Annotated in this window: 16 protein-coding genes; 13 read left to right on the plus strand and 3 right to left on the minus strand. The window is 71.4% G+C overall.

Translation table 11 applies throughout. The annotated features are described in order from the left end of the window. Positions 1–4: 4 nt before the first annotated feature. The 8 genes from rodA to ACFC0D_RS28890 all read left to right on the plus strand — a co-directional run bounded on the left by rodA (position 5) and on the right by ACFC0D_RS28890 (position 11,858). A complete protein-coding gene (gene rodA, locus ACFC0D_RS28855; RefSeq protein WP_376441951.1) occupies positions 5–1,204 on the plus strand; it encodes a rod shape-determining protein RodA in 1,200 nt (399 codons plus the stop codon). Positions 1,205–1,252: 48 nt separating this feature from the next. Beyond that, complete coding sequence (locus ACFC0D_RS28860; protein ID WP_376441954.1) at positions 1,253–2,785, plus strand: CHAD domain-containing protein; 1,533 nt, start codon at positions 1,253–1,255, stop codon at positions 2,783–2,785. Positions 2,786–2,835: 50 nt separating this feature from the next. Next, complete coding sequence (locus ACFC0D_RS28865) at positions 2,836–4,764, plus strand: TIGR03960 family B12-binding radical SAM protein (protein ID WP_376441957.1); 1,929 nt, start codon at positions 2,836–2,838, stop codon at positions 4,762–4,764. A 75-nt stretch (positions 4,765–4,839) separates the two neighbouring features. Next, positions 4,840–6,045, plus strand: coding sequence for a hypothetical protein (locus tag ACFC0D_RS28870; RefSeq protein WP_376441960.1), 1,206 nt, complete (start codon positions 4,840–4,842; stop codon positions 6,043–6,045). Positions 6,046–6,168: 123 nt separating this feature from the next. After that, a complete protein-coding gene (locus ACFC0D_RS28875; protein ID WP_376441963.1) occupies positions 6,169–7,005 on the plus strand; it encodes a TIGR03936 family radical SAM-associated protein in 837 nt (278 codons plus the stop codon). Positions 7,006–7,241: 236 nt separating this feature from the next. Beyond that, positions 7,242–10,823 carry a ribonuclease E/G gene (locus ACFC0D_RS28880; RefSeq protein ID WP_376441967.1) on the plus strand — a complete coding sequence of 1,194 codons (3,582 nt, stop codon included), beginning with the start codon at positions 7,242–7,244 and terminating at the stop codon, positions 10,821–10,823. After that, positions 10,820–11,116 (plus strand): VOC family protein, encoded by a 297-nt coding sequence (locus tag ACFC0D_RS28885; protein ID WP_376441994.1) that lies wholly within the window; start codon positions 10,820–10,822, stop codon positions 11,114–11,116. Before ACFC0D_RS28880 ends, ACFC0D_RS28885 begins: the two co-directional genes overlap by 4 nt. A gap of 76 nt (positions 11,117–11,192) precedes the next feature. Continuing rightward, the gene (locus ACFC0D_RS28890) at positions 11,193–11,858 is read left to right on the plus strand and encodes a class I SAM-dependent methyltransferase (protein ID WP_376441970.1); all 666 of its coding nucleotides are present in this window, start codon (positions 11,193–11,195) and stop codon (positions 11,856–11,858) included. 52 nt (positions 11,859–11,910) lie between these two features. On the opposite strand, the gene ACFC0D_RS28895 is transcribed toward ACFC0D_RS28890, so the two are convergent. Both ACFC0D_RS28895 and ACFC0D_RS28900 read right to left on the minus strand, forming a co-directional pair. Further along, positions 11,911–12,282 (minus strand): fic family toxin-antitoxin system, toxin component, encoded by a 372-nt coding sequence (locus ACFC0D_RS28895; protein WP_376441973.1) that lies wholly within the window; start codon positions 12,280–12,282, stop codon positions 11,911–11,913. Then, positions 12,279–12,506 (minus strand): antitoxin, encoded by a 228-nt coding sequence (locus ACFC0D_RS28900; protein WP_376441976.1) that lies wholly within the window; start codon positions 12,504–12,506, stop codon positions 12,279–12,281. The genes ACFC0D_RS28895 and ACFC0D_RS28900 overlap by 4 nt, the downstream gene beginning before the upstream one ends. 47 nt (positions 12,507–12,553) lie before the next feature. Here ACFC0D_RS28900 and ACFC0D_RS28905 point away from each other — a divergent pair, with 47 nt between their 5' ends. Continuing rightward, entirely contained in the window at positions 12,554–13,417 is an 864-nt protein-coding gene (locus tag ACFC0D_RS28905; RefSeq protein ID WP_376441978.1) for an LLM class F420-dependent oxidoreductase, read from the plus strand. 21 nt (positions 13,418–13,438) lie between these two features. Here ACFC0D_RS28905 and ACFC0D_RS28910 read toward each other — a convergent pair whose 3' ends face one another. Continuing rightward, entirely contained in the window at positions 13,439–13,849 is a 411-nt protein-coding gene (locus tag ACFC0D_RS28910) for a Fur family transcriptional regulator (RefSeq protein ID WP_376441981.1), read from the minus strand. A 229-nt stretch (positions 13,850–14,078) separates the two neighbouring features. Between ACFC0D_RS28910 and katG the strand changes: the two genes are divergently transcribed. From katG to ACFC0D_RS28930, 4 genes are all read left to right on the plus strand, one after another. Next, positions 14,079–16,298, plus strand: a complete 2,220-nt coding sequence (gene katG / locus ACFC0D_RS28915) for a catalase/peroxidase HPI (RefSeq protein ID WP_376441984.1) — start codon at positions 14,079–14,081, stop codon at positions 16,296–16,298. Between the two features lie 80 nt (positions 16,299–16,378). Beyond that, positions 16,379–16,867: a GNAT family N-acetyltransferase gene (locus ACFC0D_RS28920; protein ID WP_376441987.1), complete on the plus strand. Its 489-nt coding sequence runs from the start codon at positions 16,379–16,381 to the stop codon at positions 16,865–16,867. A gap of 143 nt (positions 16,868–17,010) precedes the next feature. Further along, entirely contained in the window at positions 17,011–18,351 is a 1,341-nt protein-coding gene (locus tag ACFC0D_RS28925; protein ID WP_376441989.1) for a hemolysin family protein, read from the plus strand. Then, entirely contained in the window at positions 18,348–19,367 is a 1,020-nt protein-coding gene (locus ACFC0D_RS28930; RefSeq protein ID WP_376441992.1) for a hemolysin family protein, read from the plus strand. The genes ACFC0D_RS28925 and ACFC0D_RS28930 overlap by 4 nt, the downstream gene beginning before the upstream one ends. Positions 19,368–19,430 lie beyond the last annotated feature (63 nt).

Consider the following 19,430-nt stretch of genomic DNA (forward strand, 5'->3'; position numbering starts at 1 on the left):
CGCGATGACCGCCCGCCACGGATTCTCCGTCTCCCGGTACGCACCCGAGCGCGGGTCGCTCGCGAAACTCACCGCCCGCGACTCGGTGCTGCGCCGGCTCGACTGGCCGATCCTGCTGTCCTCGATCGCCCTGTCCTTCCTCGGGGCGCTGCTCGTCTGGTCCGCCACCCGCGGCCGCACCGAGCTCAACAACGGCGACCCGTACTACTTCCTCTTCCGTCACGTCCTCAACACCGGCATCGGCCTCGCCCTGATGATCGGCACCATCTGGCTCGGCCACCGCACCCTGCGCGGCGCGGTGCCGGTCCTCTACGGCATCTCGATCCTGCTGATCCTCGCCGTCCTCACCCCGCTCGGCGCCACCATCAACGGCGCCCACGCGTGGATCGTGATCGGCGGCGGCTTCTCGCTCCAGCCCAGCGAGTTCGTGAAGATCACGATCATCCTGATCATGGCGATGCTGCTGGCCGCCAAGGTCGACGCCGGCGACCAGGTCCACCCCGACCACCGGACCGTCGCCAAGGCCCTGGCTCTCGCCGCGCTCCCCATGGGGATCGTCATGCTGATGCCGGACCTCGGCTCGGTGATGGTCATGGCGGTGATCGTGCTCGGCGTGCTCCTCGCCTCCGGCGCCTCCAACCGCTGGGTCCTCGGACTCATCGTCACGGGCATCGGCGGTGCCGCACTCGTCGCCGCCCTCGGCGTGCTGGACGAGTACCAGATCAACCGCTTCGCCGCCTTCGCCAACCCCGAGCTCGACCCGGCGGGCGTCGGCTACAACACCAACCAGGCGCGCATCGCGATCGGCTCCGGGGGCCTGTACGGCGCGGGACTCTTCAACGGCCACCAGACCAGCGGCCAGTTCGTGCCCGAACAGCAGACCGACTTCATCTTCAGCGTCGCCGGCGAAGAGCTCGGCTTCCTCGGCGGCGGACTGATCATCGCGCTGCTCGGCGTGATCCTCTGGCGCGCCTGCCGGATCGCACGCGAGACGACCGAGCTGTACGGCACGATCGTCGCCGCGGGCATCATCGCCTGGTTCGCCTTCCAGTCCTTCGAGAACATCGGCATGGCCCTCGGGATCATGCCCGTGGCGGGTCTCCCACTCCCGTTCGTCTCGTACGGAGGTTCGTCCATGTTCGCCGTGTGGGTGGCGATCGGGCTGCTCCAGTCGATCCGCGTGCAGAGGCCGATAACCGCTTAGGCTCAAGAGGGTCTGCCCTTCCGTTCACTTCGCGTCTAGATTCGATTCATGGCGGAGACGAAGCGCGAGATCGAGCGGAAGTACGAAGCCACCGAGAAGACGGGGCTCCCGGACCTCACCAGGGCCCAGGGAGTCTCGGCCGTCCTCGACCGGGGCGTCGCCGAACTCGACGCCGTCTACTACGACACGGCCGATCTGCGGCTGGCCGCCGACTCCCTCACCCTGCGCCGCCGCACGGGGGGCGAGGACGCGGGCTGGCACCTCAAGTTCCCCGTCGCGTCCGGGATCCGCGACGAGATCAGAGCCCCGCTCGCCGACACCCTCCCGACGCCCCTCGCCCGACTCCTGCGCTCCCGCGTCCGCGACGAGGACGTCGTCCCCGTCGTCCGCCTCCGCTCCTCCCGAGCTGTCCGCCACCTCGTCGACGACCAGGGCACCCTCGTGGCGGAGGTGTCCGTCGACACGGTCCACGCCGAGCGCCTGACCGAGACCGGCGGAGAGACGTCCTGGACGGAGATCGAGGTCGAACTCGCGGACGGCGCGGACCCCACCGTCCTGGACGCGGTGGAGAAGCGCCTGAAGAAGGCGGGCGTACGGCCCTCGGCCTCGGCGTCGAAGCTCGCCAGGGCCCTTGCGGAGACGTCGGAACCCGCACCGGCCGACGACACTCGGGTCGCCGCCTTCCAGCCGGACGGGGACACCGCGGGCGCTCGTGTCCTGGCGTACGTACAGGAACAGATCGACGCGATCGTCGCCCTCGACCCCGCCGTCCGCCGCGACCTCCCCGACTCCGTCCACCAGATGCGGGTCGCCACCCGCCGTCTGCGCAGCGCGTTCAAGACGTACCGCAAGGTCCTCGACCGCACCGTCACCGATCCCATCGGCGAGGAGCTCAAGTGGCTCGCCGGCGAGCTCGGCGTCGCCCGCGACCAGGAGGTGCTCCTCGACCGCCTGCGCGGCCGGATCGAGGAGCTGCCCCGCACCCTCCTCCTCGGCCCCGTCCGCTCCCGGCTCCGCATCTGGAACGCCGCACACGGCGGCGGCGCCCGGCGCACCGCACTCGCCGCCCTCGACTCCGCGCGCCACCTCGCGCTCCTGTCCACCCTCGACGCGCTGCTCGCCGACCCGCCCCTGCTGAAGGGGGCCACGAAGGACGCGCCGGCGGTCCTCGCCAAGGCCGTCCTCAAGGACTACGACCGGCTCGCCCGCCGTGTCGACCACGCCCTCGCCCTCCCCGCGGGCCACGACCGCGACCTCGCCATGCACGAGGCCCGCAAGGCCGCCAAACGTGCCCGCTACGCCGGTGAGGCCGCCACCCCGACCCTTGGCAAACCCGCCAAGCGCTTTGCCAAGCGCATGAAGTCCGTCCAGACCGTCCTCGGCGACCACCAGGACAGCGTCGTCGCCCGCGAGACCCTGCGCGACCTCGCGATCCAGGCGCACGCGGCCGGGGAGTCGGCCTTCACCTGGGGACTCCTCTACGGCCAGGAGGAGGCGGCCGGCGCCGACCGCGAACGCGAGTTCCCGAAGGTCTGGAAGCGGGCTTCGGCCCCGGAACCGAGGGCGGCACTGACCCACTGAGCACCGGGTACGCTTGAGAGTCGCCCCCTGCCAGCTCACGAAGGTTCGAGATGTCTGCTGCCGAGTCTGTCTTCCCGCAGCTCGAAGCTCTGCTCCCGCACGTGCAGAAGCCGATTCAGTACGTCGGTGGAGAGCTGAACTCCACGGTCAAGCCGTGGGAGTCCGCCGACGTCCGCTGGGCGCTCATGTACCCGGACGCGTACGAGGTCGGTCTGCCCAACCAGGGCGTCATGATCCTCTACGAGGTACTGAACGAGCGCGAGGGCGTCCTGGCCGAGCGCACGTACAGCGTGTGGCCGGACCTCGAAGAGCTGATGCGTGAGCACGGCGTCCCGCAGTTCACCGTGGACAGCCACCGTCCCGTGGGCGCCTTCGACGTCTTCGGCCTGAGCTTCTCCACCGAGCTCGGCTACACCAACATGCTCACCGCCCTCGACCTGGCGGGCATCCCGCTGGAGTCGAAGGACCGCACCGTCGACCACCCCATCGTGCTCGCCGGCGGCCACGCCGCCTTCAACCCCGAGCCGATCGCGGACTTCATCGACGCGGCGATCATCGGCGACGGCGAGCAGGCCGTCCTCGACATGACCGAGATCATCCGCGCCTGGAAGGCCGAGGGCCGCCCCGGTGGCCGCGAGGAGGTCCTCCTCCGGCTCGCCAGGACCGGCTCGGTCTACATCCCGGGCTTCTACGACGTCGAGTACCTGGCCGACGGCCGGATCTCCCGCGTCGTCCCGAACCGCTCCGGCGTTCCGTGGCGTGTGTCCAAGCACACCGTCATGGACCTCGACGAGTGGCCCTACCCGAAGCAGCCGCTGGTCCCGCTCGCCGAGACGGTCCACGAGCGGATGTCCGTCGAGATCTTCCGCGGCTGCACCCGCGGCTGCCGCTTCTGCCAGGCCGGCATGATCACGCGCCCCGTGCGGGAGCGAAGCATCACCGGCATCGGCGAGATGGTCGAGAAGGGTCTCAAGGCGACGGGCTTCGAGGAGGTCGGCCTCCTCTCGCTCTCCTCCGCGGACCACACCGAGATCGGTGACATCGCCAAGGGCCTCGCCGACCGGTACACCGAGGACAAGATCGGTCTCTCCCTCCCCTCGACCCGCGTCGACGCGTTCAACGTCGACCTGGCCAACGAGCTGACGAGGAACGGCCGTCGCTCCGGTCTCACCTTCGCCCCCGAGGGCGGCTCCGAGCGGATGCGCAAGGTCATCAACAAGATGGTCTCGGAGGAGGACCTGATCCGGACCGTCTCCACGGCGTACGGCAACGGCTGGCGCCAGGTGAAGCTGTACTTCATGTGCGGCCTGCCGACCGAGACGGACGAGGACGTCCTCCAGATCGGCGACATGGCGGTCAACGTCATCGCCGAGGGCCGCAAGGTCTCCGGCCAGAACGACATCCGCTGCACCGTCTCCATCGGCGGCTTCGTCCCGAAGCCGCACACCCCGTTCCAGTGGGCCCCGCAGCTCTCGGCGGAGGAGACGGACGCGCGCCTGGCGAAGCTCCGGGACAAGATCCGCGGCGACAAGAAGTACGGCCGCTCCATCGGCTTCCGCTACCACGACGGCAAGCCCGGCATCGTCGAGGGCCTGCTCTCCCGCGGCGACCGGCGGATCGGCGCCGTCATCCGCGCGGTCTACGAGGACGGCGGCCGCTTCGACGGCTGGCGCGAGCACTTCTCGTACGACCGCTGGATGCAGTGCGCGGAGAAGACGCTCCCGGAGATGGGCGTGGACGTCGACTGGTACACGACCCGCGAGCGCACCTACGAGGAGGTCCTGCCCTGGGACCACCTGGACTCCGGTCTGGACAAGGACTGGCTCTGGGAGGACTGGCAGGACGCGCTCGACGAGACCGAGGTCGACGACTGCCGCTGGACGCCGTGCTTCGACTGCGGCGTGTGCCCGGCGATGCAGACCGAGATCCAGGTCGGCCCGACGGGCAAGAAGCTGCTGCCGCTGACCGTGGTCAAGTAGCCCATTCCGGTAACACTCCGGCGACGGCCCGGTGCGAGGGGAAACCCTCCGCCGGGCCGTTGCGTCATTTCCTGCATGAGCATGGAGAAGGCACAGCCCGGGGGAGAGCCGGAGGGCTGTCTGACGGCGTTCATCAGGATTCCGGTTCGGATCGTGGTGCTGGTGGTCGTCGTACCCGTCCGGCTGGTGTGGGACGTTCTCGTCGTCTGCGGGCGCGCCGTCGAGCTGCGGGTGCTGCGGCCGGTCGGGCGGGCGCTCGGCTGGGTGTTCCGGACGCTGGTGGCGAAGCCGGTCGTCTGGCTGGCCAAGGCCTTGTTCGTCTGGCCGTGGGTGGCGCTGTGGCGGTACGTGCTCGTGCCGGTGGCCCGGTACGGGTTCGTGGTGCCGGCCGGGTGGCTCTACCGCACGGTGCTCACCCCGGTCGGGCACGGCCTGGCGTGGTTCTTCACCACGGTGGGCGGCGGCCTGGCGTGGTTCTTCACCCGGCTGGGCGCGGGCCTCGGAGTCATCGGCGGCTGGGTGGGCAAGGCCTTGTTCGTCTGGCCGTGGGTGGCGCTGTGGCGGTACGTGCTCGTGCCCGTCGCCCGGTACGGGATCGGGATCCCCGCGGCCTGGGCGTACCGGTGGATCCTCACTCCGCTCGGCAAGGCCGTCGCCTTCGTGGCACGGTACGGGTTCGTGGTGCCGGCGCTCTGGCTCCACCGGGCGGTGCTCACCCCGCTCGGCCATGGGCTGACATGGCTGTTCACCGGTCTCGGCCGCGCTCTGGTGTGGCTGGCCGGAGCTCTGTTCGTCACGCCGTGGGTCGCGCTGTGGCGGTACGGGATCGTCCGGCCCCTCGGATGGCTGTGGCGGCGAGTCCTCGCACCGCTCGGGCGTGAGATCGCCGACGCCTTCCGGGTCTGCTGGCGCATCGCGGGGTTCATCTCCCGTGCGGTCGGCCGGGCACTCAAGTGGGTGGCCTGGAACCTCTTCGGGCGACCCGTGACCTGGTTCTACCGCTCCGTCTGCGCCCCCGTCGGGCACTGGGTCCGCGACCAGATCTGGGCACCGGCCAAACGGGCGGCCGTCGAGGCCGGGCGGGCCGCCCGGGGCGCGCTCCGCTCGGCACGCGCGACCGTGCGGCAGGCTCGCCGTGATGCCTGGCACGCGCTGGTCGGCGGACCCCGAGCGACCGAGCCCGGGGAACCGGTGGTGGCCTCTGCGCGTACTCTGGGTAGTACAACAACCGCCTCCGGCGTGGCGCCCGCACCCGAGATCTCCCTGCGAAAGCAGGGGTGAGCCGGCCGGGCCCCCCAGAGGCCACCCGTATTTCGTGGGCGGCGCTCCACCGCGCCCGCCCCGCACCGAGGAGAAGAACCACTGGGCAAGCGACAGCCCGAAGGCCCGCCGCCCGCACCGGCGGTGCAGCGCATCCGACTGCGCTACACCAAGCGCGGCCGCCTCCGGTTCACCAGCCACCGTGACTTCCAGCGCGCCTTCGAGCGTGCGCTGCGCCGCGCCGAGGTGCCCATGGCGTACTCGGCCGGCTTCACCCCGCACCCCAAGGTGTCGTACGCCAACGCCGCCCCCACGGGTACGGGCTCCGAGGCCGAGTTCCTGGAGATCGCGCTCACCGAGAAGCGTGACCCGGAGATCCTGCGGGTCCTGCTCGACGAGTCGCTCCCGGACGGCCTCGACATCACCGATGCCGTCGAGGCCCGTACCTCGGGACTCGCCGACCGGCTCACCGCCTCCGTGTGGGAGCTGCGGCTCGACGGCGTCACCGTCGAGGACGCGGAGAAGGCCGTCGAGGCCTTCCTCGCGGCCGACACCGTGGAAGTACAGCGCAAGACCAAGAACGGCATCCGCACCTTCGACGCCCGCTCGGCCGTCGCCGACCTCGTCGCGGACCGTCCACAGGCACGTCCCGAGCCCGCCGCAAGCGTCGGCTCCACCGGAGTGGCTGACGCCACGCAGCTTGCTGGGCCCCTGGACAATGCCTGTGCGATACTGCGGCTGGTTGTTCGGCACGTGACACCTGCCGTACGACCCGACGACGTCCTGTCCGGTCTCCGAGCTGTGGCCGACCTGGCGCCGCCGGTCCCCGCAGCGGTGACCAGGCTGGCGCAGGGGCTCTTCGACGAGGAGTCCGGCACGGTGACCGACCCGCTCGCGCCCGACCGCGAGGCAGTCACGGCCGCTCCACCCACGGCCGCCGCGACCGCCTCAGCGACGGCGCAGGGTGCAGGTTCCGCGTAGGGAGCGGTCGTTGTAGCGCAGCCCTGGAACTCGGGAGCCACCTGGGTCGGGCAGCGCACTGACCAGGAGACTTTCGCCAGGCCGTACGTACAGAACGCGTACGGAACCGGCGAGCCAGACATCAGCTCCCGTGCGGCGCCCGCGCCCCGGACGGCGGCACCGCGCATCTCGCGCGACAGTGCCGCCGGACCGGAACAAGGCGCGGCGCCCGGGAGCGTGACGGGAGAACCGCCCGCATGCTCGAGCAGCACGAAGAAAACACCGACAACAACGCACCTGGTGACAAGCTGCCGCCGCGCCGTCGGCGCCGCGCCGCTTCCCGCCCCGCCGGTCCGCCGGTGACGGCGGAGGTCGCCGAGACCGCGGCCGAGGTCGTCGTGGAGACGCCGGCCGCCGCGCCGGAGCCCACGGAGGAGCCGGCCGCCCCCGCGCGTACCCGCCGTCGCGCGACCCGTAAGGCCACGTCCGCGGAGCCGGTGGCCGAGGCCGCCGCAGAGGCCGCGCCGGCCGAGGCCCCCGTCGAGGAGCCCGCCGCCCCCGCGCGTACCCGCCGTCGTGCCACCCGCAAGGCCACGTCGCCGGAGCCGGTCGTCGCGGCCGAGACCGAGGCTCCCGCCGAGGTCGCGCCGGTCGTGGAGGAGGCTGCGGTCGAGGAGCCCGCCGCGCCGGCGCGTACCCGTCGCCGTGCCACCCGTAAGGCCACGTCCGCGGAGCCGGTCGTTGAGACCGCCGGTGAGAGCCTGCCGTCGGAGACCGTCGCGCAGATCACCGCCGAAGAGGCCGAGCCCGAGGTCGTCGCCGCCGAGAAGGCAGCCACCCGGGGCCGTACCCGCCGTCGCGCGTCCTCGCCGCAGTTCACCGCCGAGCCGGTCTCCGCCCCCAAGGCGGAGGAGGAGCCCCGCGGCCGCCGCGCCGCGCGCCCCGCCGTCGCCGTCTTCCAGGCCCCGGTCTTCACCGAGCCCATGTTCCAGACCCCGGAGACCGCGGCCGCCGCCGCTGCCGCCGAGGCCGTGGAGCCGGAGGAGGACGAGGAGGAGACGGTCGAGGCCGAGGAGACCACCGCCGTCGTCGAGACGGTCGAGCGCCCCGAGCCCGCCGGCCGCCGTCGTCGCCGCCGTCGTGGCGAGCCCGCCGAGCCCGTCGCCGTCGAGCCGGTCCCCGCCACCGTCGCCGACGAGCCCGAGGTCGAGGCCGAGGAGCCCGAGGCCGAGGCCGAGGAGTCCGACGAGTACGAAGACCGTCCGTCCCGTCGTCGTCGCCGTGGCGGCCGTCGCCGTCGTCGCGGTGAGCTCGCCGAGGCGGAGGACACCGAGGAGAGCGAAGAGGCGGAGGAGGCCCGCGCCGAGGACGAGGAGTCCGAGGAGGAGGCCGAGGAGTCCGACGAGTACGAGGGCGGCACCTCCACGGGCGGCAGCAGCAGCTCCCGTCGCCGTCGCCGTCGTCGCCGCCGCAGCGGTGACGCCTCCGGCGAGACCGAGGCGGGCGAGGAGGACGGCGTCCGTACGGTCGTCAAGGTCCGCGAGCCCCGCCCGGCCCGTGAGAAGGCCGAGCCGTCCGACGAGGTCCAGTCCATCAAGGGCTCGACCCGTCTGGAGGCGAAGAAGCAGCGTCGCCGCGAGGGCCGCGAGCAGGGCCGCCGCCGCGTCCCGATCATCACCGAGGCCGAGTTCCTGGCCCGCCGCGAGGCCGTCGAGCGCGTCATGGTCGTCCGCCAGAACGGCGAGCGCACCCAGATCGGCGTCCTGGAAGACAACGTGCTCGTCGAGCACTACGTCAACAAGGAGCAGGCCACCTCGTACGTCGGCAACGTCTACCTGGGCAAGGTCCAGAACGTGCTGCCGTCCATGGAGGCCGCCTTCGTCGACATCGGCAAGGGCCGCAACGCCGTCCTGTACGCCGGTGAGGTCAACTTCGAGGCGCTCGGCATGGCCAACGGGCCGCGCCGCATCGAGACCGCCCTCAAGTCCGGCCAGTCGGTCCTCGTCCAGGTGACGAAGGACCCGATCGGCCACAAGGGCGCCCGCCTGACCAGCCAGGTCTCCCTGCCGGGCCGTTACCTCGTGTACGTCCCCGAGGGCTCGATGACCGGCATCAGCCGCAAGCTCCCGGACACCGAGCGCGCCCGGCTGAAGACCATCCTCAAGAAGATCGTCCCCGAGGACGCGGGTGTCATCGTGCGCACCGCCGCCGAGGGCGCGAGCGAGGACGAGCTGCGCCGTGACGTCGAGCGTCTGCAGGCCCAGTGGGAGGACATCCAGAAGAAGGCGAAGAACGGCAACGCTCCGACCCTTCTCTACGGTGAGCCGGACATGACCGTCCGCGTCGTCCGCGACATCTTCAACGAGGACTTCTCGAAGGTCATCGTCAGCGGCGACGACGCGTGGGAGACCATCCACGGCTACGTGAACCACGTCGCCCCGGACCTGACCGACCGCCTGTCCAAGTGGACGAGCGAGGTCGACGTCTTCGCGACGTACCGGATCGACGAGCAGCTGATGAAGGCGCTGGACCGCAAGGTCTGGCTGCCGAGCGGTGGCTCGCTGGTGATCGACAAGACCGAGGCGATGATCGTCGTCGACGTCAACACCGGCAAGTTCACCGGTCAGGGCGGCAACCTCGAAGAGACCGTGACGAGGAACAACCTCGAAGCGGCCGAGGAGATCGTGCGCCAGCTGCGCCTGCGCGACCTGGGCGGCATCGTCGTCATCGACTTCATCGACATGGTCCTGGAGTCCAACCGCGACCTGGTGCTGCGTCGCCTCCTGGAGTGCCTGGGCCGTGACCGGACCAAGCACCAGGTGGCCGAGGTCACCTCGCTCGGCCTGGTCCAGATGACCCGTAAGCGGGTCGGCCAGGGTCTCCTCGAGTCCTTCTCCGAGACCTGCGTCCACTGCAACGGGCGTGGCGTGATCGTGCACATGGAGCAGCCGACCGCCCCCGGCGGCGGTGGCGGCGGCAAGCGCTCGAAGAAGCGTGGCCGCGGCGGTGCCGAGCACCACGAGCACGAGCACGAGCACGTCGAGGCCGTGGAGACGGACTCCGAGACCGAGACGGTCGAGACCGAGGCCGAGGTGGCCGCGGAGATCGCCGCCCCGGTGGCCGTGGAGGAGCCCTTCCGCGCCGACGAGGAGCTGTACAGCAGCGCCGCCGAGGCCGAGGCCGCCGCCACGCGTGGTCGCGGCCGCCGTCGGGCGACCCGCAAGGTGTCCGCGCCGGCCGGTCCTCCGGTCGCCGCTGCCCCGGTCGTGGTCGAGGAGCCGCAGCCCGTCGCCGAGACGGTCGTCGAGGCCCCGGTGGCCGAGGCCGCCCCGGTCGTCGAGGCGGCTGCCCCGGCTCCCCGTGCCCGCCGCCGCGCCACCCGCAAGGCGACGGCCCCTGCCGGTTCGCCGGTCGCCGCGGAGCCGGTCGTCGAGACCGTCGTCGAGCCGGTCGCCGCCCCGGAGCCGGTCGTCGAGGCCGAGCCCGAGGTCGCGCCCGTCGTCGAGGAGGCCCCCGTGGCCGCCCCGCCGAGGGCCCGCCGCCGGGTCGTCCGTAAGGTGACCGCTCCCGCCGGCTCGCCCTCGGGCGCCGAGGAGGCCGGCGTCCTCGTGGTCGAGACCCCGGCCGCCGCCCCGGCACCGGTCGAGGCGCCCGCCGCCGAGGCCGAGGCCGAGGCTCCCGCCCCGGCCAAGAAGACGGCCGCCCGCAAGACGGCCAAGAAGGCCACCGCGAAGAAGGCCGCCACCAAGAAGACGGCGACGACCAAGAAGACCGCGGCGAAGAAGACGACTGCGAAGAAGGCGGCCACCAAGAAGACGGCCGCCCCCGCGCAGGACTGACACGGCCGGGGGGGGGGGGGCCCCGGGGGGGGGCCCGGGCCCCCGGCCCCCCCGACTGGTCGTACGTCGAGCCGCCCGGTTTTGTACGGATCGCCTTCCAGCAGGTGCCCGAGGGCAAGGCCGTCAAGAACCGGCTCCATCTGGATCTGGAGGCGCCCGGGCTGGACGCGGCGGCCGACGAGGCGACCGCCCTCGGCGCGACCCGTGTCGGTGGCATCGTCACCGACCCGCAAGGGGCCTTTCAGGTGATGCGTGACCCCGAGGGCAACGAGTTCTGCTTCGTGTCGGGCTGAGAAGGGCGGTACGCGGGCAGAATCCTCCCGTCCGTCCGTGTCTGCGCCGTCGAGCGTCGGAGGAGGAGGTCCGCGTATGTCCACGCGTTCCACCCGGGTCCCCCGGGACGCCGTCCACCATCCCCTCTTCGCGCGCTTCTACGCGCGGTTCAGCGTCTCCGCGGATACGAAGGGCGGCATCGGCGCCCTTCGTACGGAGTTGCTGACCGGCCTGTCGGGTCGGGTCATCGAGATCGGCGCCGGGAACGGGCTGAACTTCGCGCACTATCCCGGCACCGTGTCCGAGGTCGTGGCCATCGAACCCGAGCGCCATCTGCGGACGTTGGCGGCCGATGCCGCCCTGCGCGCCGATGTGCCGGTGGACGTGGTGCCGGGTGCGGCGGAGGCGCTGCCTGTGAAGAGCGAGGCGTTCGACGCGGCGGTGGCCTCGCTGGTGCTGTGCACCGTACGGGATGTGCCGCGCGCGCTCGCCGAGCTGCACCGCGTGCTGCGCCCGGGTGGTGAACTGCGCTTCTTCGAACACGGGTTGGCACCGTCTCCCGGAATGGCCCGGGCGCAGCGCGCCCTGGACCGCACGGTGTGGCCGCTGTTGTTCGGCGGCTGTCACACGGCGCGCGATCCGCTGACGGCGATCGAGGCGTCGGGGTTCGAACCGATCACCCACCGCCGGTTCACCGTGCCGGAGAAGGGGGCCCGACTCCCCTCCTCGTACTGCGTGTTGGGCTCGGCACGACGGATCTGAGGGGCTGTCGGCCCAGTGGCTGCGTGCTCGGCAGCGCGGCTCCGCTCTCGGCTCATCGGCTCCACTGGCGCAGCTCGGCGGCGATGACGCGGACGTCGGCCTCGCCCTTCTTGACCAGGCGGGCCAGATCGCGGACCTGTTCGGGCGAGGTGACGACCTTCAGACCGCTGGCGACGAGATAGCCGTAGGCCACGGCCGAGGCGAACATCGCGTTGGAGTGCTCCAAGGCAGGGATGTGCAGGAGGAGTTGGAGCAGGGCGGCGGCGCGGGCGTGCGGGTCGCTGTAGACGGGCACGCCGAAGATCTCGGCGTCGTGCCGGCCGACCGCGGCGACGAGCGCGCCCCAGTCGGTGACCTGGGGGTCGCCGGGCGTCTGGTGTTCGGCGACCATGAGCAGCCAGGAGATGTCGACCGTGAGGCTCATGCGGTGCGGCCACGCTCCGAGCCGAACTCCTCGGAGAACACGCCCTCGTACTGCCTCATGAAGTCGGCGGCCGCCTCCACGAAGGCCCGCCCCGACTCGCCCGCGTCCTGCTGGACGAGCTCCTCGATGTAGCGGTTGACACTCACTCCGCGCTGTTGTGCCCTTCGGCGGGCCGTGTCGGCGGTAGTTTCGTCCACACGTACGTTCAGCTGAGTCTTGGCCACACGACCACGCTAGCGCCGGTGCGCTAGCACCGACAAGGGGAGCCGCCATGGCATTACCGTTCCGCTTCGCGGTCACCATGCTGACGCCCGGGACGGGCAAGGAGTGGCGCTCACGCTGCCGGCGCGCCGAGGAGCTCGGCTACGACCTGATCCTGGTTCCGGACCATCTGGGGATGCCCGCTCCCTTCCCCGCCCTGGTGGCCGCCGCCGAGGCCACGACGCGGCCGCGCGTGGGGACCTTCGTCCTCAACACGGGCTTCTGGAATCCGACGCTGCTGGCCCGCGAGGTCACCACGACGAACGCCCTGACCGGCGGCCGACTGGATCTGGGACTGGGCGCGGGCTATGTGCGCGAGGAGCACGAGCGGGCGGGAATCGACTTCCTCCCGCCGGGCCGGAGGGTCGACCATCTCACCCGTACCGTCGAGGAGTTGGACCGGATCCTGGGCGCCGAGGACGGGAATCGCCCGCCGCTGCTGATCGGCGGCAACGGCGACCGCGTGCTGCGTCTCGCCGCCCGCCACGCCGACGTCATGGCGTTCACCGGCGGACGCACCGAGGCCGGCCGTGTGGAGGTCCTGTCCCCCGAGGAGATGGACGAGCGGGTGGCCACGTACCGCCGCTTCGAGAAGGAGGCCGACCGCGTCGCCCCGGCCGAGCTGAATCTGCTGCTCCAGCGGGTCGTCGTGACCGACGACCGGGCGGCGGCGGTGGCCGACTTCATGCCGTACGTGTCCCATCTGAGCGAGGAACAGGTGCTGGAGCTCCCGCTGCTCGTCGTCGGCAGCGTGCGGGAGATCGCGGACCAGCTGCGCGAGCAGCGCGAGCGGTACGGATTCTCGTACGTCACCGTCATGGACAACGCCATGGAGACGTTCGGACCGGTGATCGAGGAGCTGCGCACGGGCTGACACGACCCGGACAAGACACCCCTAGGCGCAGGAGGGGCACAGTCCTCGGTAGGTGACCTCGACCTCGGACACCGCGAAGCCGAACCGCTCCTCCGCCGGGAGGTCGGCCAGGAGATCGCCGGTCGGGTGGACGTCACGGATGGTGCCGCAGCCGGCGCAGACGAGGTGCTGGTGCGGCTGGTGCGCGTTCGGGTCGTAGCGCTTGGCGCGGCCCTCGGTGGAGACCTCGATGACCTCACCGAGGGAGACCAGCTCTCCCAGGGTGTTGTAGACCGTCGCCCGGGAGATCTCGGGGAGCCGCTGGGCCGCGCGGACGTGCACCTCGTCGGCCGTGAGGTGCACATGGTCGCCGTCGAGGACCTCCGCGACGACGCGCCGCTGCGAGGTCATCCGCCAGCCACGCCCACGCAGTCGCTCCAGCAGGTCGCTCATGTCGGTTCACCCATTCAGCTCGGACTTCGGCGGGACACACGACGTTCACCAGGGGACGTCAGGCTCCGATGGGATAGAGGGTTGGCGCGCTTCTTGACTTGGACTCTGTCTATCGTAGGATCTATTCCGGCAATAGCCAAGGGACAAGATGGCTCCGGTCGGGTGGCACAACCGCCTCCGGGGTCGCCCCGGCTGAGCACCGCGATCCGCCCCGTCCGGAAGGATTCCCATGTCCGAGAACCACGATGCAGTCGTCACCGACGCGAAAGCCGAGGGAGCGGGTGGCTGCCCGGTCGCGCACACCGCGCGTGCCGCGCACCCGACCCAGGGCGGCGGAAACCGCCAGTGGTGGCCGGAGCGGCTCAATCTGAAGATCCTTGCCAAGAACCCCGCCGTGGCGAACCCGCTCGGTGAGGAGTTCGACTACGCCGAGGCGTTCAAGGCCCTCGACCTCGCGGCCGTCAAGCGCGACATCGCGGAGGTCCTCACCACCTCGCAGGACTGGTGGCCCGCGGACTTCGGCAACTACGGCCCGCTCATGATCCGTATGGCCTGGCACAGCGCCGGTACGTACCGCATCAGCGACGGCCGCGGCGGCGCCGGAGCCGGCCAGCAGCGCTTCGCGCCGCTGAACAGCTGGCCGGACAACGGCAACCTCGACAAGGCCCGCCGCCTGCTGTGGCCGGTCAAGCAGAAGTACGGCCAGTCCATCTCCTGGGCCGACCTCATGATCCTCACCGGCAACGTCGCCCTGGAGTCGATGGGCTTCGAGACCTTCGGCTTCGCCGGCGGCCGCGCCGACGTGTGGGAGCCCGACGAGGACGTGTACTGGGGCCCCGAGACCACCTGGCTCGGCGACGAGCGCTACACCGGTGACCGCGAGCTGGAGAGCCCCCTCGGCGCGGTCCAGATGGGCCTCATCTACGTCAATCCCGAGGGCCCCAACGGCAACCCGGACCCGATCGCAGCGGCCCGCGACATCCGCGAGACCTTCCGCCGCATGGCGATGAACGACGAGGAGACCGTCGCCCTCATCGCCGGTGGTCACACCTTCGGCAAGGCGCACGGCGCCGGCCCGGCGGAGAACGTCGGCGCCGACCCCGAGGCCGCGCCGCTCGAGGCCCAGGGCCTCGGCTGGGCGAACGCCTACGGCACCGGCAAGGGCGGCGACGCGATCACCAGTGGCCTCGAGGTCACCTGGACCACCACGCCCGCGCAGTGGAGCCACGACTTCTTCAAGCACCTCTTCGAGTACGACTACGAGCTCACGAAGAGCCCGGCCGGTGCTCACCAGTGGGTCGCGAAGGACTCCGAGGAGATCATCCCCGACGCCCACGACGCGTCGAAGAAGCACCGCCCGACGATGCTCACCACCGACCTGTCGCTGCGCTTCGACCCGGTCTACGAGCAGATCTCGCGCCGCTTCTACGAGCACCCGGAGCAGTTCGCGGACGCCTTCGCCCGCGCCTGGTACAAGCTGACGCACCGCGACATGGGCCCGGCCGTGCGCTACCTCGGCCCGGAGGTCCCCTCCGAGGTGCTGCTGTGGCAGGACCCGCTGCCGGCGCGCGAGGGCGAGCTGATCGACGCCGCGGACATCGCCTCCCTCAAGGAGCAGATCCTCGGCTCGGACCTCACGGTCACCCAGCTGGTCTCCGCGGCCTGGGCCGCGGCCTCCTCATTCCGCGGCAGCGACAAGCGCGGCGGCGCCAACGGCGGCCGCATCCGCCTGGAGCCGCAGCGCAACTGGGAGGTCAACAACCCGGACGAGCTGGCGCAGGTGCTGCGTACGCTCGAGGGCATCCAGGAGTCCTTCAACTCCGCGGGCGGCAAGCAGGTCTCGCTGGCCGACCTGATCGTGCTCGCCGGCTCCGCGGCTGTCGAGAAGGCGGCCAAGGACGGCGGCCACGACGTCGAGGTGCCGTTCACGCCGGGCCGTGTCGACGCCGCGCAGGACCAGACGGACGTCGAGTCGTTCGCCGCGCTCGAGCCGGCCGCCGACGGCTTCCGCAACTACGTCGGCAAGGGCAACCGTCTTCCGGCCGAGTACCTGCTGCTCGACAAGGCGAACCTGCTGACCCTGAGCGCCCCCGAGCTGACGGTCCTCGTCGGTGGCCTCCGTGTCCTGGGCGCCAACCACGCCCAGTCCAAGCACGGCGTCCTGACGAACAAGCCGGGCACGCTGTCCAACGACTTCTTCGTCAACCTGCTCGACCTGGGCACGACGTGGAAGTCGACGTCCTCGGCGCAGGACGAGTTCGAGGGCCGCGACGCGGCGGGCGAGGTCAAGTGGACCGGCACCCGCGCCGACCTGGTCTTCGGCTCGAACTCCGAGCTGCGCGCGCTCGCTGAGGTCTACGCGAGCGACGACGCGAAGGGGAAGTTCGTGAACGACTTCGTCGCGGCGTGGACGAAGGTCATGGAGCTGGACCGGTTCGACCTCGTCTGATCGCGAAGCACGGGCCCTGAGGCCCGGCCGTGATGTCCAGGCCTGCCCCTCCGGGCAGGCCTGGACTGCTGTCCGCCCGTATGGCGAAACAGGGTCGACGGCCTGCCCGAGCCGGTGGTGGGATGCGGATCATGACCGAACCGCGTATCCGGACCGCCACCCCTGCCGACCTCGACGCCGTCCTCGCCTTCTGGAAGGTGGCCGCCGAGGGCACCAGCATCAGCGACGACCGTGACGGCATCGACCGGCTCGTCGCCCGCGACCCCGAGGCCCTGATCCTCGCCGAGCGCGGCGACGAGCTCGCCGGCACGGTGATCGCCGGCTTCGACGGCTGGCGCTGCCATCTCTACCGGCTCGCCGTCCACCCGGACCACCGTCGCCGGGGCGTGGGCGGGGCGCTGCTCGCGGCGGCCGAGGAGCGTTTCGTACGACTCGGCGGGCGGCGGGTGGACGCCATGGTCCTCGACCACAACGAACTCGGGCAGCACGCCTGGCGTGCGGCGGAGTACGGCCCCCAGCAGCAGTGGACCCGCTGGGTGAAGCCGCTGCCGGCCACCCCACGTGGGTGAGGCCGCTTTGCCCGTCCTTTACCATGGGTACTTCTTCCCTCCCGCACGATCGAAAGGTGTGAGCGTCCGCCCATGGGCGAGCCTCCCAGTACCAAGCGCGCGATCCCTCTTCCCGTGACTGATCATGGGACGGAGGTGAACCGATGATCGAAGTGCTTCTGCTCGTGGTGGCGCTGCTGCTCTCGCTCGCGTGTGGCGCCTTCGTCGCGGCCGAGTTCTCGCTCACCACGGTCGAGCGGTCCGAGCTCGAACAGGCCGTGGAGCGGGGCGAGCGGGGCGCGGCGAGCGCCCTCAAGGCCGTCAAGTCGCTCACCTTCCAGCTCTCCGGCGCCCAGCTCGGCATCACCGTCACCAACCTGATCGTCGGCATGCTCTCCGAGCCCTCGATCGCCAAGCTGATCCGCGGCCCGCTCGAGGACCTCGGTATCTCCGCCTCGGTCGCCTCCTCGGTCGCCCTGGTCATCGGCACCGCCCTGTCGACCGTCGTCCTGATGGTCGTCGGCGAGCTGGTCCCGAAGAACTGGGCGATCTCCTCGCCGCTGGCGATCGCCAAGCGGGTCGCCACACCGCAGCGCGTGTTCACCGCTGCCTTCAAGCCGCTGATCAGCCACCTCAACAACACCGCGAACCGGATCCTGCGCCGGCTCGGCATGGAGCCGACCGAGGAACTGGCATCGGCCCGCTCCCCGAAGGAGCTCGTCGCGCTGGCCCGCCACTCCGCCAAGGAGGGCGCCCTGGAGGCGGACACCGCCGAACTGTTCGTCCGGACGCTGAACCTGGCCGAGCTGACCGCGGAGAACGTGATGACCCCGCGTGTCCAGGTCACCGCCCTCGAGGTGCAGGCCACCGCCGAGGACGTCGCCAACGCGACCCGCGCCACCGGCCTGTCCCGCTTCCCCGTCTACCGGGGCAGCCTCGACGCGGTGGTCGGCATCGCCCACATCAAGGACGTCCTGGCGATACCGGCCGACGAACGGCCCCGCCGCCGCATCGGGGACATGCTGCGCGAGCCGCTGCTCGTCCCGGAGACGCTGACCGTCGACCGACTGCTCGACCGACTGTCCGGCAAGCAGACGATGGCGGTCGTCATCGACGAGTACGGCGGTACGGCCGGCGTCGCGACACTGGAGGACATCGTCGAGGAGGTCGTCGGCGAGGTGCGCGACGAGCACGATCCGCACGAGACTCCGGACCTCGCTCGGGCGGGCACGGACGCGGACGGCCGTGAGCTCTGGTCCGCCGACGGCGCCGCGCGCACCGACCAGCTGGAGGCCATCGGCCTGCGGGTGCCGGACGGTCCGTACGAGACTCTGGCGGGTGTCCTCGCCACCGCCCTGGGGCGGATCCCCGCCGTCGGCGACAGCGTGGAGCTGGCCGGCTGGGAGCTGGACGTGGTGGACGCCTCCGGGCGCCGGGCCGCGCGGGTGCTGATGCACGCGCCGTCCGCCGAGGGGTCCCACGAGACCGAGGAGACGGGCCGATGATCGCGATCCAGCTGTTGATCGGCTTCCTGACCCTGGTCGTGAACGCCTTCTTCGTCGGCGCGGAGTTCGCCCTGATCTCCGTACGCCGCAGTCAGATCGAGCCCGCCGCCGAGGCCGGGGACCGAAGGGCGCGCAGCGTCATATGGGGCCTCGAGCACGTCTCGGCGCTGCTCGCCGCGGCCCAGCTCGGCATCACGCTGTGCACCCTGGTGCTCGGCATCGTCGCCGAGCCCGCCATCGCGCATCTGCTCGAACCCGTCTTCGACGCGGTCGGCGTGCCGCACGGCCTGGTGCACCCGATCTCGTTCGTGATCGCGCTGTCCGTGGCGACCTATCTGCACATGCTGCTCGGCGAGATGGTCCCGAAGAACATCGCGCTGGCCGAGCCGACCCGCTCGGCGCTGGCCCTCGGCCCGCCGCTCGTGGCGATCGCCCGGGCGCTGCGCCCGGTGATCTTCACGATCAACGCCTTCGCCAACGCGATCCTGAAGCTGCTGCGGGTGGAGGTCAAGGACGAGGTCTCGGCGACCTTCTCCGACGACGAGCTGGCCAGGATGGTCACCGACGCGGGCGTCACCGGGCTGCTCGACGACCGTACGGCGGAGCGCCTGCACGACGCCCTCGAACTGGGCCGCCGCCCGGTGCGGGACGTGGTCATGCCGGTGGAGAAGGTCGTGTACGCGGCGGTCGGCACGACGCCCGAGGAGCTGGAGGAGCTCTCCGCCGAGTCCGGCTTCTCCCGCTTCCCGGTGGTCGACACGAGCCGCCGGATCCTGGGCTACCTGCATGTGAAGGACGCCCTGGACGCGACACCGCGCGACCTCCCCTTCCCGGTATCGGCCATGCGGCCGATCGCCCGGGTCCGGGCGGCCACGCCGATGGACGACGTACTGACGGCGATGCGCCGCAGCCGTACGCACCTGGCCGCGGTCCTGGACGACGACGGCAAGCTGGCCGGCCTGGTCACGATGGAGGACGTCCTGCGGGAGCTGGTCGGTCGGCCGACCGCGCCGTAACGGTGATGGTCCGGAGCCCCCGGGGCGCGGGGGCCGGCCCGGGGGGCCCGGGGGGAGGGCGAC

This window comes from Streptomyces sp. NPDC056222, assembly GCF_042264065.1.
Taxonomy (GTDB): Bacteria; Actinomycetota; Actinomycetes; order Streptomycetales; family Streptomycetaceae; genus Streptomyces.